This window comes from Thiocapsa bogorovii (assembly GCF_021228795.1).
Taxonomy (GTDB): Bacteria; Pseudomonadota; Gammaproteobacteria; order Chromatiales; family Chromatiaceae; genus Thiocapsa; species Thiocapsa bogorovii.
The window spans coordinates 4,185,744-4,200,946 of the sequence record NZ_CP089309.1 but is presented as its reverse complement, the minus strand read 5'-3'; the positions used below and the strand labels follow the sequence as shown (position 1 = coordinate 4,200,946).

The 15,203-nt window shown below is 64.8% G+C and carries 17 protein-coding genes; 2 read left to right on the top strand and 15 right to left on the bottom strand.

The annotated features are described in order from the left end of the window. Positions 1 to 7: 7 nt before the first annotated feature. The gene (locus tag LT988_RS18625; RefSeq protein ID WP_232407013.1) at positions 8 to 205 is read left to right on the top strand and encodes a hypothetical protein; all 198 of its coding nucleotides are present in this window, start codon (positions 8 to 10) and stop codon (positions 203 to 205) included. A 74-nt stretch (positions 206 to 279) separates the two neighbouring features. Here LT988_RS18625 and LT988_RS18620 read toward each other — a convergent pair whose 3' ends face one another. The 8 genes from LT988_RS18620 to LT988_RS18585 all read right to left on the bottom strand — a co-directional run bounded on the left by LT988_RS18620 (position 280) and on the right by LT988_RS18585 (position 8,767). Continuing rightward, on the bottom strand, positions 280 to 1,002 hold the full coding sequence (locus LT988_RS18620) for a DUF1275 family protein (RefSeq protein WP_232407012.1): 723 nt from the start codon (positions 1,000 to 1,002) through the stop codon (positions 280 to 282). A gap of 272 nt (positions 1,003 to 1,274) precedes the next feature. Then, positions 1,275 to 1,844 (bottom strand): Uma2 family endonuclease, encoded by a 570-nt coding sequence (locus LT988_RS18615; RefSeq protein WP_232407011.1) that lies wholly within the window; start codon positions 1,842 to 1,844, stop codon positions 1,275 to 1,277. Positions 1,845 to 2,073: 229 nt separating this feature from the next. Beyond that, positions 2,074 to 3,807 carry a thiol reductant ABC exporter subunit CydC gene (cydC, locus tag LT988_RS18610; RefSeq protein WP_232407010.1) on the bottom strand — a complete coding sequence of 578 codons (1,734 nt, stop codon included), beginning with the start codon at positions 3,805 to 3,807 and terminating at the stop codon, positions 2,074 to 2,076. Beyond that, positions 3,804 to 5,645: a thiol reductant ABC exporter subunit CydD gene (gene cydD, locus LT988_RS18605; RefSeq protein WP_232407009.1), complete on the bottom strand. Its 1,842-nt coding sequence runs from the start codon at positions 5,643 to 5,645 to the stop codon at positions 3,804 to 3,806. Before cydD ends, cydC begins: the two co-directional genes overlap by 4 nt. A gap of 359 nt (positions 5,646 to 6,004) precedes the next feature. Continuing rightward, positions 6,005 to 6,508 (bottom strand): lipocalin family protein, encoded by a 504-nt coding sequence (locus LT988_RS18600; RefSeq protein ID WP_408648080.1) that lies wholly within the window; start codon positions 6,506 to 6,508, stop codon positions 6,005 to 6,007. A gap of 32 nt (positions 6,509 to 6,540) precedes the next feature. Continuing rightward, the gene (locus LT988_RS18595; protein ID WP_232407007.1) at positions 6,541 to 7,251 is read right to left on the bottom strand and encodes a DUF6134 family protein; all 711 of its coding nucleotides are present in this window, start codon (positions 7,249 to 7,251) and stop codon (positions 6,541 to 6,543) included. A 162-nt stretch (positions 7,252 to 7,413) separates the two neighbouring features. Continuing rightward, positions 7,414 to 8,208, bottom strand: a complete 795-nt coding sequence (locus tag LT988_RS18590; RefSeq protein ID WP_232407006.1) for a DUF1295 domain-containing protein — start codon at positions 8,206 to 8,208, stop codon at positions 7,414 to 7,416. Then, positions 8,201 to 8,767 carry a DUF2878 domain-containing protein gene (locus LT988_RS18585; protein WP_232407005.1) on the bottom strand — a complete coding sequence of 189 codons (567 nt, stop codon included), beginning with the start codon at positions 8,765 to 8,767 and terminating at the stop codon, positions 8,201 to 8,203. The genes LT988_RS18590 and LT988_RS18585 overlap by 8 nt, the downstream gene beginning before the upstream one ends. A gap of 258 nt (positions 8,768 to 9,025) precedes the next feature. On the opposite strand from LT988_RS18585, the gene LT988_RS18580 reads away from it, so the two are divergent. After that, positions 9,026 to 9,700, top strand: a complete 675-nt coding sequence (locus tag LT988_RS18580; protein WP_232407004.1) for an OmpA family protein — start codon at positions 9,026 to 9,028, stop codon at positions 9,698 to 9,700. Between the two features lie 115 nt (positions 9,701 to 9,815). Here the strand turns inward: LT988_RS18580 and fdxB are convergent, their stop codons facing one another. From fdxB to nifE, 7 genes are all read right to left on the bottom strand, one after another. Beyond that, entirely contained in the window at positions 9,816 to 10,127 is a 312-nt protein-coding gene (gene fdxB, locus LT988_RS18575) for a ferredoxin III, nif-specific (RefSeq protein ID WP_232407003.1), read from the bottom strand. Positions 10,128 to 10,187: 60 nt separating this feature from the next. Beyond that, on the bottom strand, positions 10,188 to 10,406 hold the full coding sequence (locus LT988_RS18570; RefSeq protein ID WP_232407002.1) for a CCE_0567 family metalloprotein: 219 nt from the start codon (positions 10,404 to 10,406) through the stop codon (positions 10,188 to 10,190). Positions 10,407 to 10,526: 120 nt separating this feature from the next. Next, positions 10,527 to 11,000: a NifX-associated nitrogen fixation protein gene (locus tag LT988_RS18565; RefSeq protein ID WP_232407001.1), complete on the bottom strand. Its 474-nt coding sequence runs from the start codon at positions 10,998 to 11,000 to the stop codon at positions 10,527 to 10,529. 97 nt (positions 11,001 to 11,097) lie between these two features. Then, positions 11,098 to 11,559 carry a SoxR reducing system RseC family protein gene (locus LT988_RS18560; protein WP_232407000.1) on the bottom strand — a complete coding sequence of 154 codons (462 nt, stop codon included), beginning with the start codon at positions 11,557 to 11,559 and terminating at the stop codon, positions 11,098 to 11,100. Beyond that, positions 11,556 to 12,047, bottom strand: coding sequence for a NifB/NifX family molybdenum-iron cluster-binding protein (locus LT988_RS18555; RefSeq protein ID WP_232406999.1), 492 nt, complete (start codon positions 12,045 to 12,047; stop codon positions 11,556 to 11,558). Before LT988_RS18555 ends, LT988_RS18560 begins: the two co-directional genes overlap by 4 nt. A gap of 158 nt (positions 12,048 to 12,205) precedes the next feature. After that, positions 12,206 to 13,597 (bottom strand): nitrogenase iron-molybdenum cofactor biosynthesis protein NifN, encoded by a 1,392-nt coding sequence (gene nifN / locus LT988_RS18550; protein WP_232406998.1) that lies wholly within the window; start codon positions 13,595 to 13,597, stop codon positions 12,206 to 12,208. Continuing rightward, on the bottom strand, positions 13,590 to 15,053 hold the full coding sequence (gene nifE / locus LT988_RS18545) for a nitrogenase iron-molybdenum cofactor biosynthesis protein NifE (RefSeq protein ID WP_232406997.1): 1,464 nt from the start codon (positions 15,051 to 15,053) through the stop codon (positions 13,590 to 13,592). The genes nifN and nifE overlap by 8 nt, the downstream gene beginning before the upstream one ends. Positions 15,054 to 15,203: the final 150 nt, after the last annotated feature.

Sequence of the window (15,203 nt, the reverse complement as noted above, 5' to 3'; positions counted from 1 at the left end):
AGGAATTGTGAACCCGCGCACCCTACCCGATCAATTCCTCGCACTGCGCGCCGCACTCGCAGCCCGACCAGGCCCCGTCGGCGCCCCGGAGCTGGCCCAAGCCTTCACCCGCACCCCACGCGCCAAGGTTGGCGAGCTACTTGAGATCATAGTCACCCTCGGCCACGCCCGACGCATCGAAAATGGGCGCTATCTCCCTGGCTGATCGCGATTCGGCGAAAAGGCGCGCCTAGCGGAGCGTGGAAAAGGTACCGGGTAAAATTATGGGAAGCCGTCCGGCTAACGATGGTTCCGGGCGCCGTCGCCCGTCTCCGCGGCGGGTGCCGAGGGCTCGATGGCGATGACCGCGCAGATGGCCGCGATCGGGACAAGAAGGGCGAGCACGCCTGACCGGAGGAAGAGTATTCCGCACGCGATGGCGCCGCTCAGGTAGACCACCCAGATGAGGCTGTTGCGCCAGGGTAGGCGGTCGGGCGGTTCCGCATTCGACTCGGCCGACCGGGACCGGGGACGGCGGACTCGACCGGCTCGGATCCAGCGGACATATCCGGTACTGAAGGTCGCCAGCATCCCGGTGATGTAGGTGGTCGAGGGACCCTGCAACCGGAGTACGGCGGCGCTTTGGATCCCCATGGCCGATGCAGCGAGCGCGATCGCGGAACGGCCGGCGGCGGGTTCGGTGAGCAACCAAAGCAGCAGCAGGGCGATCAGCAGGAGCATCTCGATCAGCAGTGCGGGCAGGATGACCGGCGCGCGCCGACGACCCGACCCCGGCCGACGGCACAGAAGCTCCCCGACAATCGCGCCCGCGACGAATGCAGCGACCGAGACGGCGGCACTCGACCCGGTCTCTGCATCGCCACGCGCAACGGCGACCGCCAGCAGAACGGTGTTTCCCGTCTGGGCGGCGGTGAGGACATTGAAGCCGAGGATGACAATTGCGTCCACGCCGGCCGCGGCGAGGGTCAGTAAGAGCGGCGAGATCTCGGAGCGCCAACGCATGTGCAGTCCAAATCAGGTGCACCGATGTGGAGATCGGCGACGTAGAGGCGCTTGCTCGGCGCCATCCCGACGCGGCAGACATGATCGGATCCAGTGCCCGGTCAGCCACCGAGTGCAACGCCGCACAATTTCCGAAGCCATTCGAGCTTGGGTCCACGACGGACTGAAGTCCGCCTCCCCCGGGTGCCGACTGAAGTCGGCGTACCCGGGAGGCGGTATCGAGTCTTCCGCAGTGCTGCACGAGCCCCGTTCCGGCTCAGGCTCTTTCGGGTTCAACCCTCAAGCACGACGTCTTCATACAGGTCAGCCACGGACAGGCGCAACTCGAGCCCCCCGCAGTTGAAGGTCAGGTCACCGTCCTCGATGATCTCGTGGCGCCAGTCCCCTGCCTCCGTGCGCCGGAACCGTTCCACGCGGCGGCTGTCCTGAGCCACCAGCAGATAGTCGCGCAGGGACGGTAGGGTTCGGTAGGCGATGAGCTTTTCGCGCCGGTCGATGATCTCGGTCGAGGGCGAGAGCACCTCGGCGATCAGACAGGGCGATGTCTTGTAGAGCGACTCCCGGTCGTGCGCATCGCAGGTCAAGAACACGTCGGGGTAATAGAAGGCCTCGTGTGCCGCCACCCGCACCTTCATATCGCTGATGAAGACGCCGCAGGGCGTGCCTGGAGTGGCCGAGCGCAGGTGAAAGAACAGGTTTCCGGCGATGCGGTTATGGGCCTCGCCCGCGCCGGCCATGGCGAAGACCTGACCGGCGACATATTCGTGGCGGATGTCGCTGGCCAGCTCGCCTTGGAGATAGTCGTCGAGACCGATGTGAAGAAGCGCCGCAGGCTGGGTCATGAGGATGGTCCTGTGCCGGGATGTGCTGAACACTGTCCAGAACAAGAGAGTCGGGTACGACTGAGTCAAACCGTGAGCACACCCCGCGCCTCGGCGGTGAAACGGTTTAACAGTTCATATTTTCAGAAGCCTAAACCGCGTCAGCTCCAACACTCTTGGTCTCGGCCGTAGCCGATCCAATCCAAGAACGTAGCATGTTGCTCCAGACGCGGTTTAGCTCACCGACAGCTTACGCCACCGCGCCCGCGGCGTCTCGCAGCAAGGCCCCGTGCGTGGCTTCCGGGATGACGTTGGAGTCACCGCGCGCGACCTCTCGGCCGTTGTCGAGAACCAGGACGCGGTCGACCCAGTCCAGCCCGGCGGGACGGTGGGTGATGAGAAGGACGGTGCGCCCGACCATGAGCCGGTCGAGCGCCTGCATGAGACTGCGCTCGGTCTCGGCATCGAGACCCTCGGTCGGCTCGTCCAGCAGCAGGATGGGGGCATCCTTGAGCAGGGCGCGGGCGACGGCGATGCGCCGGGCCTGTCCGCCGGAGAGACGCACGCCGGTCTCTCCCACCCAGGTGCCGTAGCCGTCGGGCAGCTCGCTGATGAAGTCGTGGATCTGGGCGACGCGGCAGGCGGCCTCGATCGCCTCCTGCGTCGCCTCGGGCGCGGCGATCTGCAGGTTCTCGCGGATGGTGGTGTCGAAAAGATAGGTCTGCTGGCTGACCACCGCGATGTGGCTGCGCAGGTCGTCGCCGCGGAAGCTGGTGATGGAGTGACCGCCGATGCTGATGTCTCCGGCATCCGGCTCCCAAAAGCGCAGCAGCAGGTTGAAGAGCGTGCTCTTGCCCGAGCCGGTGGCGCCGACGACCGCGGCGCGGGTACCCTCCGGGACATCGAGATCGATGTCGGCGACGGCCGGTGTCGCGGCACCCGGATAGCTGAATCCGACACCGGTGAAGCGGATGTCGAAGCGCTCCGGCCGGGGCGAGGGCGTAGTCGGCTCGACAACGGGCGGATCGGTATCGACGATGGCGAAGATCCGCCGCGCCGCGGCCAGCGTCCGCCCGAGAAGTTGGAAGGCCTGCGGCAATGGCGCGACCGCCTCGAAGCTCGCGAGCGTGAAGAGTGCGAGCATGGCCAGCTGCGGCGGCATCAGTGTGCCGTCGTGCACCATAGGGATGGCCAGCCAGAGCAGCACCCAGAGGCTCAGGCTCGCACTCAGACCCACCCCCGCCTGGGTGACGCCATGATCGCTGCTCAAGCGCGCCTGATCGGCGATCAGCCGCCGCCCCAGGGCGTCGACGCGTTCGGCCTGGCGCGCGTTGGCCCCGTAGATCGTCAGCTCGGCCATGCCCTGAACCCCGTCGATGACGGCCGCGCGCAGCTCGCCCTCGTCCTCGGCGAGCCGGCGTCCGGGCGCCTGACCGCGCCCCTGCGACCAGACCGGCAAGACGACACCGGCGATCAGCAGGAAGGCGAGCCCGGAGAGCGCCAGCAGCGGGTCGTGAAGCAGCAGGAAGACGAAGAAGAGCACCGCGCTGATGGCAGCGACGGCCACGGGCACCAGCACCCGCACGTAGAGATTGTCCAGGGCGTCGATGTCTGCACGGATGCGGCTCAGCAGGTCGCCGCTGTGATACTGCTGCAGGCGCGCCGGGGCTAGGGGCTCGAGATGGCGATAGAACCAGACCCGCAGCTCGGCGATCAGACGGAACGTGGCCTCGTGGTTGACCAGGCGCTCGGCGTAGCGGCCGGCGGTGCGCATGACGGCGCTCAGTCGAATGAGCGCAGCCGGCGCGAAGTAGTTGATGGCAACCCCGGCGACACCGGCCACCGCCATGGCGGTGATGAACCAGCCGGCCAAGGCCATGAGCGCGACGTTGGCGATCAGGGTCAGAAGGGCGATCAGGGTGCCGGCAACTATCCAGCCGCGATAGGGCCGAAACAGGCTCCAGAGACGCAACAGCTCCTTCATCGGTTGTCCTCCCGCTCCGGATTCCAAGGGTCGACCTGCGCCGGTGCGGCGTGGCCGTAAGCCGCGATCATCCGGGCGTAGATCCCGTTCGACGCGGAGAGGGTCTCGTGCGTCCCGGACTCAGCGACCCGACCCGACTCGAGCACCAGGATGCGGTCGGCGCGGCGCACGGTCGCGAGTCGGTGGGCGACGACCAAGAGGGTGCGACCCTTGGCCAGCTCCTCGATGCCCTCCTGGACCAGACGCTCGCTCTCCGGATCGAGGTTGGCGGTCGCCTCGTCTAGGATGACCAGCGGGGCGTCGCGCAGGAAGGCGCGGGCGAGAGCGATCCGCTGGATCTGACCGCCCGAGAGACCGGCGCCGCGCTCGCCGACCAGATTGTCGTAGCCGGCGGGCAATGCCTCGATGAACTCGGCGGCACGGGCGCGGCGTGCCGCCGCGCGGACCGACTCGAGATCCGCATCCGGGCGACCGAGGCGGATATTGTCGCCGATCGTCCCTTGGAAGAGACGCGGCTGCTGCGGGACCCAGGCGAGATGGCTGCGCCACTCCTCGAGGTCGAGATCGGCGAGCGCCTGCTCTCCGATCAGGATTCGCCCCGAGGTCGGCGAGAGAAAGCCCAGCAGGAGATTGATCACGGTTGTCTTACCGGCCCCACTGGTCCCGACCAGCGCGACACGGGCGCCTGCGGGGACCTCGAAGTCCATACCGCGCAGTGCATCGCGGCCCTCTTCGTAGCTGAAATGCACGTCCTGAAAACGCAGCCCGAAGGGCCGCGGGGCCTGCAGCGGGGCGTGCCCGGACGCGGCCCGATCGGGCGGGTTCGCGTCGGGTGCGGATCGCGCCTCCGGCTCGGCATCCAGCACGAGAATCATCTGCTCGGCGGCGGCGGCGGCGGCCATGCGCGCGTGGTACTGGACCCCCATGTTGCGCAGTGGGGCATAGAACTCGGGCGCCAACATCAGGATAAAGAGGCCCTGCAGATAGGTGATCTCGGGGAGCGCCATCAGCCAATCCGGCAGCGGCATCACCAACCCGTAGAGCCGAAAGCCGACGAACACCGCGATGATGGCGATACCGATAGCTGCGAAGAACTCGAGAACGGCCGAGGAGAGAAAGGCGACCCGCAAGACCTGCATGGTGCTGCTGCGATAGGCGTTCGAGATGCGCGCGACTTCGTCCGCCTCGCGACGGCTCGCACCGAAGAGCTTCAGGGTGGTCAGGCCTTGGATGACGTCGAGGAAATGCGAGCTCATGCGTGCGAGCTCCTTCCATTGGCGCTGATTCTTGGATTGTGCGCTCGAACCGATGATGATCATGAAGAGCGGGATCAGGGGCGCGGTGACCAGCATGACAGCACCCGCAACCCAGTCCGCCGGAAAGACCACGACCAGGATCACCACGGGGAGGATCATCGTCAGGGTCATGGCCGGAAGAAAGCGCGCGTAATAGCCCTCCAGATCATCGATCCCTTTGGTGAGCATCTCGACCAAGGCACCGCTGCGCTCGTTGGCCAGATAGCGCGGCCCGAGTCGTTGCAGATGGCGAAACACCTGATCGCGCAACCCCGTTCGGACCAAGGCAGCGGCTTGGAAGGCCGAGCGCTCGCCCAACCAGACGGTGAAGCCGCGCAGGAGGAAGAGCCCCAGCAGGACTGCCATCAAATGCCCGACCTCGGTCAGACCCGCTCCCTCGAAGATCACGGCGTTCAGGATCAAGGCAAGGAACCAGGCTTGTGCGATGGCGAGCAGCCCCTGTCCAACACCGAAGCCGATGGTGCGCTTCAGCGCAGCACCGGCAAGCGGACGGTGAGACTTGAGCCAAGCGTTGACGGACATAGTGCGATCTGCCTGGAAGCGGGCCGGTCGACCCGAATCGGGGGAGGATAAGGAAGGGGGGACCGCCAGGGCAACGAAAAAACGCACAAGAGGTCGTCGAGCTTGCACCGAGCTCCGAAACTACGGACCCGTGCAGGAAAATCGGCGTGGATCAGTGATGGTCGGGTGTGGTGCGTAGGGTGTGGTGACGAAGGAACCGCACCGATGGACGGCACCGGCCGGCGTGTGGTGCTCCGGTTGAGCGTTCAGGCCGGCGTTCGGTGCGGTTCGGACCTCACCGCACCCTACAGGCTAACCGCGCGGCCTAGAAGGACGCGCGGGGGTCAGACACCCAGGCCCGGCCTAAGCCGCCAGGCGTCTCACCCGCCCGAACGCTGCGGCACCTTCTCGATCTTGCTGGTGTCGTAGCCGAGCCCGCCGATGAAGGCGACGATCTCGTCGTACTTCGCCTGCGGGATTTCGGGCTCGCGGGCCATGATCCAGACGTAGTCGCGTTTGGCCCGGCCGATGACGGTGATACTGTAGTCGGGCTCCAGCCAGACGATGCGGAAATCCGCCTTGAAGGGCCAGATGAACTGCATCCACCAGAGTGCGTTGGTGGTCGTGTCGCGCACGAAGCCCGTCGGGTTGTGCGTCTTCAAGGGCCCGTCGAAGCCGTCCTTGTTGAAGGTGAAGGTCGTCGCGATCGTACCGTCCGGATTGAGCGCATAGGACTCCACGGCGTTGTAGGCGCCCTTCTCCACGAAGGTCGGAATGTTGGCGATCACGTACCACTTGCCCATGAAGCGTTCGAGATCGACCTGTTTGACGGTATCCATGGGCGCGCCTCCTTCTTCGGTGCAGCCGCTCGCAAAGGCGAGCATGAGTGTGATGAGTAAAAGGTTCGATAGTCGCTTCATGTCGGTGCCATCCGTTGGTAACGCAGCGTCTTGCCCTTGCCGGTATCGCTTTCGAGCCCGATCCATCCGTGCTCGTCGGAGTACCAGAGAATCAGCTCGAGCTCGTCGGTGCTGAGCTTATAGCGCGCCGCAGCGACCTCTTCGCTGCCGAATCGGATCGAGTCGCTCCCTTGCGGCTGAACGCGCACCGGCACCAGCTCGCCCGTCTGAGGGTTCAGAAGTCTGTCCTGCTTCAGGAAATCACGGTCCCAGTAAGCGAAGGTCATGACGCAGCCGGGCAGGCGCCGCGACTCGCCGTTCACCGACAGTGCGAGCGACTCCCCGCTTTCTTCGCCGCGCACACGGTAGTCCTTTCCGTTATCGTCCGTGCTGGCGTCGATCGTCTGCAGACACCCGTCTCGCCAGGTCTCGCGACTCTCGTGACGGTAGCTGTACGCGGTGAAGATCCAAAAGTTGATATCGAAGCTCGCGCGGCTCGAGACCTGCGCTTCCTCGCCGCGCGCACGGATATCGAAGCTGTGCTCGCCGATCGGATCCTGATCGAGGAAGACCTTGAACCTCAGATTCCCCGACTCGGTGTTGGCGGAGGCTAAGGGTAGGGCCCCGACCATCAAGGCCACCGCGGCAGTCAACCACCAACGGCGACCGGCCGATACCTGCGTCTGCTGTCGAGTCGCGCGTCGCGACCGGCGTTGTTTGACGACCATCTGCATTTCTCCTGATAAACGTTGTTCGTAAAGCAAGCCGGTAGGGTGGTCGATCGCCGTAGGGTGGACGAGCGAAAGCGAATTCCACCCCCGCCCTGCCTCGAAGCTGGTGGATTGCGCTACGCTTGCCCACCCTCGGCGCTTCCCCTACCGCTTGAGGTTTCAAAGATGCGAATCACCCTGGGCCGGCCGCGGCGGGCCCGGAAAGAAGGCGTTGGTTCGCGCGATATAGTCTCGGTAAGCCGGCCGGCGCTCGCCGATGTCTTTCTCCAACAAGGCCACTCCGGACACGCGCAGCAGCAGGAAGGTCATGAGCAACGGCGAGACGATCGTCCACCAGCCGCCGGCTGCGAGGGCAAATAGGAAATAGCCCCACCAGATGCAGGCCTCGCCGAAATAATTGGGATGACGCGTGTAGCGCCAAAGCCCTTGATCCATGACCTTGCCCTTGTTCTCGGGCCGGGCCTTGAAGTCCGCCAGCTGTTGATCGCCGACCGCCTCGAAGAAGAGCCCCACGAGCCAGAACGACACCGCCGCGTAGTCGAGCCAGCCGAGCGGGTTGGTGCCGAGTATCGCCGCAAGCAGCGGAAGCGCGATGATCCAGGCGAGGATCGCCTGCAGACCGAAGACGATATAGAGGCTCTTCCAGCGAAAGCCCGGCTCGTTCTCTGCCCGGATCGCCTGGTAGCGCCGGTCCTCGCCGTGGCCCCAGTTGCGTTTGGTGATGAAGACGCTGAGCCGCACCGCCCAGAGTGTGACCAGGAAGAAGACGAGGTATGCGCGCTCGCCCACCTCGGGTGCCCCCGCCAGGAAGACTGCGGCCATGAGCAGGAAGAAGAGCGACCAGAGCGAATCGACAATGCTGACGTCATTCAGCTTCAAACTGACGATCCAGGCGCCGAGGCCCATGCCGAGCGCGGCACCCAAACCGGAGAGATAGAGATCGAGATCAAACACCTGCGCTGTCCTCCGTGAGGGTGGTCAAGGCGGCCGCCTTCGGGAATCCGGCGCCGTCGAAGCGCTGCGCCAGCCAAGCGCTCAGCGGCAGCAGGAAGGACCAGCCGCCCGCAAGCACGGCCATCGCCACGACGACGTCGGGAAAGGCGACGGCGCCGAGCTTGTGCCCGCCGTAGAAAGCCAATGGTCCGCCGATCGCACCGAGCACGACCGCCAGCGTCCAACGCCCCTTCAGCCAACTCAGGGCCACGTTCAAGGTCGTCGCGAAGGCCACCCACATGGCGATAATCCAAACCGGAGCGAGCCAGGGCAGAACCATGCCGGACGGATACTCGAGGAATCCGAAACGCACCAGGAATCCGTCCCAGACGGCGCCGATAGCGCCGACCATCACCAAGAGCATTGCCTCGCGTCGCGGCGCGGCGGATAGCCACAGGTGAAAGGCAACGACCAGCGCGGCCACGCCGACCCCGAGCCAAGGCCATCCGTGCGCACCGCCCAGCACGCAGGCGAACCAGGCGATCTGGAAGGCGACGAGGTTGACGACAAGTCTGAGCATCGATCCCATGTCCTGCGAGTTTTCTTTCGTTGCGCAGGATGTTGTGTCGCTCGGACCCGAGACAAGCGCCCGGACGAATAAGCCGTCGTGCACATCACGTGAGAGATCACATGAGCGGTTTGCGCCGACGCTCTGACGACGAAGCAGGAAATAAGGTGATTCCGGCCGTTTCTTCCCGACACGAGGCCCACGCGCCTCTGCTATGATCCTCGGTCAACATTTTCGACCCTGACCACGAATCGCCCCGGGAGAACCCAGATGACATCACGTCCGTTGAACCGCCTCGCCGCTTCCGCCCTTGCCGCCGTCCTGGTCGTCGGCTGTGCAGCCGATGGATCCGGCCTGACCGAAACCGGTAGAGGCGCGGCGATCGGCAGCGCCGGAGGGGCCGCCGCGGGCGCGATCATCGGCTCGCTCAGTGCCAACGCTGGACGCGGGGCCTTGATCGGCGCGGTCGGCGGGGCCCTCATCGGGACGGCCGTCGGCGCCTATATGGAAGACCAACGTAAGGATTTCGAGAAGGCGCTGGCCGATGAGATCGCCAGCGGCATGATCAGCGTACAGAAGCTGCCGAACGATCAACTGCTGGTTCGAATGACGGGGGCGACCACCTTTGAGATCGACTCGGACCGCATCCAGCCCGGCTTCTACAGCACCATGGACAAGATCTCGGCCATCGTCAGCAAATACGGCAAGACCGAGCTCCTGATCTCCGGACACACCGACAGCACCGGCTCGGCGGAGCACAATCAGCTCCTCTCACAACGACGCGCCGCCGCGGTGCAGTACTACATGGAGGCCGACGGCGTCCTGCCGCAGCGCATCATCGCCACCGGCTACGGCAAGAACCAGCCGATCGCCTCGAACGAGACCGAAGCAGGCCGCCAGCTGAACCGCCGGGTCGATATCACGATCGTACCCATCACGGCCTGATCGGTCCGCCGAATCCGTCAGGATGACGGACGGCAAACGCGCCGGCTCCGACAATGATCGGAGCCGGCGCGGCCAAGCCAATTCAACACGCGACGCAAACTACGCTGGGCGCGGTTTAGGCGGCTGCCGCGAGCGGCTCGTGCGAGAGACACTTCTTGGGACACACCCGAGAGCACGCCTCGCAGCCGATGCAGTCGAGTGCATTCTTGAGGTTCATGACCATCCCGGGCGCCTCGTCGAAATCGTCGTCGCCCTCGTCATCGAGCTCTTCCAGATCGAGATCCTCGCGGTCGACCAGCTCGAAGACATCGCGCGGACACACCTTGTAGCAGCGACCGCAACCGATGCAGTTGTTTTGGTTGATGCTCTCAATGAACGCAGGCGTCCATTCGACACCGCCGCGGGTAATGCCGGTGATGACACTCATGGGTGTTTCTCCATCTCGTCGACGCGCGAGGCGCCGTCGCGGTTCAAATTTTCGATTCGACTAAGCTGCGCTCTCGGACTGAGCCGCCTTCAGCGCAGCGGTGGCCTCGGCCCAGGCAAGACAGGCGTCGTAGGTCGCCTGAGCGATGCCGGGTATTTCCTCGTAACCGGCCGGCAACCGGTCTTCGACCAGGTCATGCAGCTCCCCGGCCCGCTCGGTGGCGATCCGTTTCGCCTTGCTCACGGCCTTCTCCAAGGCACGGATTTCATCAGCCGTCATCCCATCAACCCTCAGAGTCGAATAACGATTTATCAATCACTTAAATCGCGCCCTACGAAGGTTGTCGACAGCCACAAGGCCGCCCCCCCAACAGAGAACGCAGATCACAGATGGCGCGATTTAAAGCCCCGCCACCTTCGAATGCTCGCCGATCAGCTCAAGCGCGACCGACAGCACCTTGTCGGCCTCGTCCTTCATCTTCGAAAGGGTCGGGAAGCCGAAGCGGTGCACGTCCCGCAGCGACCGGTCAAGCACGACCAGCTTGCCGACCGTGATGACGACGCGCCCGAACCCTTCGTGCGTCAGGGAGACGAGCGGCACGGCCATCAATCCGCATTCGGACTCGATCATGGCCGAGATGGCGTTGTAGTAAGCCTTGATCCGCGCGACGACGGTCTCGTCGGGATCCCCGACCAAGGGAATCTCCCGGCGCTTCTCCTTGGTCAGGATGAAGGGCTCGAGAAGCTCGGCGGTAGAGAGTCCGTCGAATTCGCCGTAGGGGTCGATCGCGCGCATCTGGCGGTCCATCTCGACCACGAATTGGGATTGCATCAGGCCCTCGTCGGCGGCGACTTCGGCAAGTGTCTCGGTCATGGTGATGTCCTCTTCTGAACCGCGTCTGGAGCGGTATGGGTTGTTTGTGGACTGGATCGACCTCGGCTGAAACCGAGAATCTCGGAGTTGACGCGGCTCAGAACAGCATCGGCATCTCGACCTCGGTCGTGGACCCGCGGCGCAGCAGAACCGGACGATAGCGGTCGCGGGCGGATTGCCCGCCGGTCATGAGGCCGCTCAGCCAGAGCCCGATCCCGAGACCGGCGATGCCCGTCAAGGCCACGGCGCCCTCGCCTGCTCCGAGACGTGTCGCCAAGCCTGCAGCCGCGATCAGAGACACCAGCGGGAGCAGGTAAGCGACAAACGAGGCCCGCACTAGGGTCCCGTCCGGGATGCCGATCACCACCCGTTCGCCGAGCTGCAGCCCCTGCGTATCCTCGATCCGCAAGCGGCTCCGCCGAGCCCCGAAGAGCTTGGCAAGCACTGAGGTGCCGCAGCTGCCGGCGCTTCCGCACGTCCCGCAGGCGCTCTGCCGAACAGTTTCGACCCAGGCGACACCCGGCCCCAGATCGACGACGGTGGCGGACGTTTCGATCATTCGCTCCACCCCTCCGCTTCCATCGCATCGAAGCGCCGATTGCGTCCGGGATCCCGACCGGCGAGCGCACGCGCGAGCCATGCGCTCGGCCCGTCCCGCAGCTCGCGTTGCAGGTCGCGGATCAAACCACTGACCGATGTTCCCGCACCGACCTTGATCGGCTGGATGCCCTTTGCGCGAAGCTGGCTCACGGCCGAGGCCCCGACCGCTTCGCAATAGACGACGTCGCAACCCTCGAGTGCGGAAATCTTAGCGGCGAGCTTGTCCTCGTTGCCGTCCATCTCCAGACGTGCAAACTGGATCGCCTCGAGCAGGTGCTGTTCCCGCGGATCGATCACATAGACGACGAACGACTCGGCCGCGCCGAAATGCTGGTCGATGTGCTTCATGTCCGAGGAGGCAAAGGCGGCCTTGACTCGGGTGTCGGTCTCCATTGCTGTCGCCCCGTCGTTCATGCTCAGGACCTTCAGTCGCCGTTCCATTCCCATCGGGCCTCCTTAAAGCGCTCTTTTGGTCGACGCGTGTGTGTGTTTCATGGTCTGTCGTCCGGTTGCCAAGGTCGCGGTCCATGGAAGCCGCGCTTTGAGGAGAATGAAAAAACACATCCAGACCGTTCGGGTCCGGGCTCGGCTCGAAGCACAGCCTGTCAGTGCGGCCGCGACATCTCGCACTCGCCCTCCGAGTACTGCTTGAGCCTTGAGCGATAGGGATTGATTTCGCCGCGCTCCTCGGCAAGCAGCAGATTGGACAGATCGAAGATGGCGTCGCGCATGCCGCGATAGCCGATCCAGGTCCGTTGAAAGCCTCCGACGCGGTCGTACTGCGGGAAACCAGCGCGCAGCATGGGGATGCCCAGTCGCTCGGCCGTATGCACCGCATGCGAGTTGCCGATCAGGATCTCGGCATCACGCTCGCGCGCGGCGATCTCCAGATCCTCCAGGTCGCCGATCTTGACCTCGCGTGCGGCGACATCCTGCAAGGCCGGCGCATTGGCCGGTGCGACGGCCGCGACCACCTCGGCCCCGACACTCGCGAGCAGGCGACTGAAGCCGACCAAAAGGTCCGGCTCCGCGGCGATCGCGAAACGCGACATGCCGAGCATGAAGTGGCAATCGAGCAGGGCGTCCTGAAGCTGCGCGCGCTGTCGCTCGATCTTGGCCGGCACCGGGCGATCGGCGATCCGCGAGAGCGTCATCACGAGCGCATCGACGGCATCGAGTGTCATCAGGTGCGCGAAGCGATGGTCCGGAACACCGGTGCGAGCGTTCAGAGCGTCGGCCGCCGCCTCCATCGAAGCGCCGATCGCCAGGGTTGCCGCGGCATCGCCGACGGTCGCCAGATCGCTCACGCGGGTGCCCCCGATGGTCAAGGGGCTGTAGTCGGTCTCCGGCAAGTGGCCGTCGAGCGAATCGGAGAGATCAGGAAGCACCATCGGAGACAGGCCGAACGCCTCGATCAGGTCCTTGATGTACTCGATGTCGCCGGGCGTCAGATGCGATCCGGGCAGGACATTGACCTGCTGCTCACGACGCCCCGGCCGGGTGCCGGCCTCGGCACGCGTCGGAACAAGCGTCTCGATGATGGACTTGGTCGCCTGGGCATAGCCCGATTCCATACAGCCGGTGAAGTCCGGTGTGGAGACCGGCACCACCGCGGTGTCCGCGAACTGCGGCCATGTCTCGCGAAAGACCCGCACCGCCATCTCGATGTCCGCGCCCTGCGTTTCGACCAGGCCGGTGGTCGGCAGACCGATCAGATCCGGGGCACTCTTCTCGCAGAGGGTCTTGAGCCCTTCGACGACCTGGGCCTCGCTCCCCATGATGGCACTGACCTGATCGATCGCCGTGGTCTGCAAGGGGATCGGCTCACGAAAGTGCCGAACGAAGAAGATCTTGCCGAAGGCCGTGCAGCCCTGGGATCCGTGCAGCATCGGAATGGTCCGATTGAAGCCGAGAAACGCGAGCGCTGCGCCGACCGTGTTGCTGGCCTTCAGCGGGCTGACCGACAAGGCCTTGTTGCGTTTGATGATCTCAGGCATGGGACGGCACCTCGACGGGGGCGCTTTCGTTTGCGGCAAGCGCTAGGGAGTTTGCCGGCACCGGTTGGGTTTGACCCTCAGGCACCGCCCAGGGCGCCGGACGTCGGACCGCGTCCCAGATCGGACTCTCGACCGTCAGGCAGAGCTGACGTGCCAGCTCGACCATACCGACATAGCCGGCATAGCCGAACTCGCGCTCCTGGTTGATATCGAGGAAAGGGATACGCGCCTTGAGAGCCGTGTAGAGGTTGCGTCCCCCCGCGATCAGGATGTCGACGCCGTTCTCTCGGACCCGATCGATCAGACCACGCGGATTCCCGTCCTCGATCATGACCGCATCTTCGCCCATCAACTCACGGATGCGCGCCTTGTCCTCCTCCGTGGATTTGCGGGTCCCGGTCGCGACCACCGTCATGCCCAGATCCTGCAAGGCCGAGATGATCGACCAGGACTTGACCCCGCCGGTATAGAGCAGGACCTTGCGACCCTGCAGACGCGCTCGATAGGGCTCGAGTGCCGCGTGGGTCTTGCCCTCCTCGCGGGCGATCAGGGCTTCGGTCCGGCGGGTCAGATCCGGGTCGTCGATGATCCGCGCAAAGTCGCGCAGCGCTTGGGAGACATCCGCGACGCCGTAGAAGCTGCCCTCGAACCAGGGGATCCCGTAGGACTCCTTGAGCTTGCGCGCAACGTTGATCATGGCCTTGGAGCAGACCATCATGTTGACCTCCGCGCGGTGCATGGTCTGCACCTCATGGAAGCGCGCATCCCCCGAGAGACTGCACAGCACACGCAGACCCAGCTCGTCGAGCAGAGGCAGGACGTTCCAGAGCTCGCCGGCGATGTTGTACTCGGCGACCAGATTCACGTCGTGGACCTTGAAGCCGTCGTGCTCGATACCCGGTGGGACCGGATCGGGCTCGCGCGTGCCGCACACCTGGGTGACCATGGTCTCGCCGGCGATGCGGTTGCCGAGGTTCTTGGTGCCGTAGAAGCCGGCCGCGTCGACCGAGACGACGGGCGTGTCCCAACGCTGCTGGGCCTCGCGGCAGACCGCGCCGACGTCGTCGCCGGTCAGGGCCGGCACACAGGTGTTGTAGACGAAGACCGCCGCGGGCTTGTAGCTGTCGATCGCCTGCTTGATCCCGAGGAAGAGCCGCTTCTCGCTGCGGCCCATGATGACATCCTGCTCGGTCAGATCGGTCGTCATGCCGATCTTGTAGAGGCTCGGACCGCTCGATCGCGCCCCGCGGTTGTCCCAAGAGTTACCCGCACAGGCGATGGAGCCATGCACGATGTGCGCGACATCCGCAATCGGCAGCAGCGCGATCTGAGCACCATCGAACGAACAGCCGCCCGCCGTCGCCCCGGGCTTGAGCTTGGCACAGCCCGATTTGTCCTTGGTGTTGTGCGCGCAGGCCGGCTCGTCGAGCAGCGCAGCGATCTCTTTTTGCTTCATGAAGGCTCCGAAGGCGTTCGCTTTGGAGCTTCTTAAGCAGGCGTTATGCCAATCACTATAGTTTTGTTTTAACGAGAGAAGATCAGGCGTCTGTCGGATTCGCGACAAGGCGGATGTCTGAAAGCCCCGTACTCGGCTGTGGTGATTTCG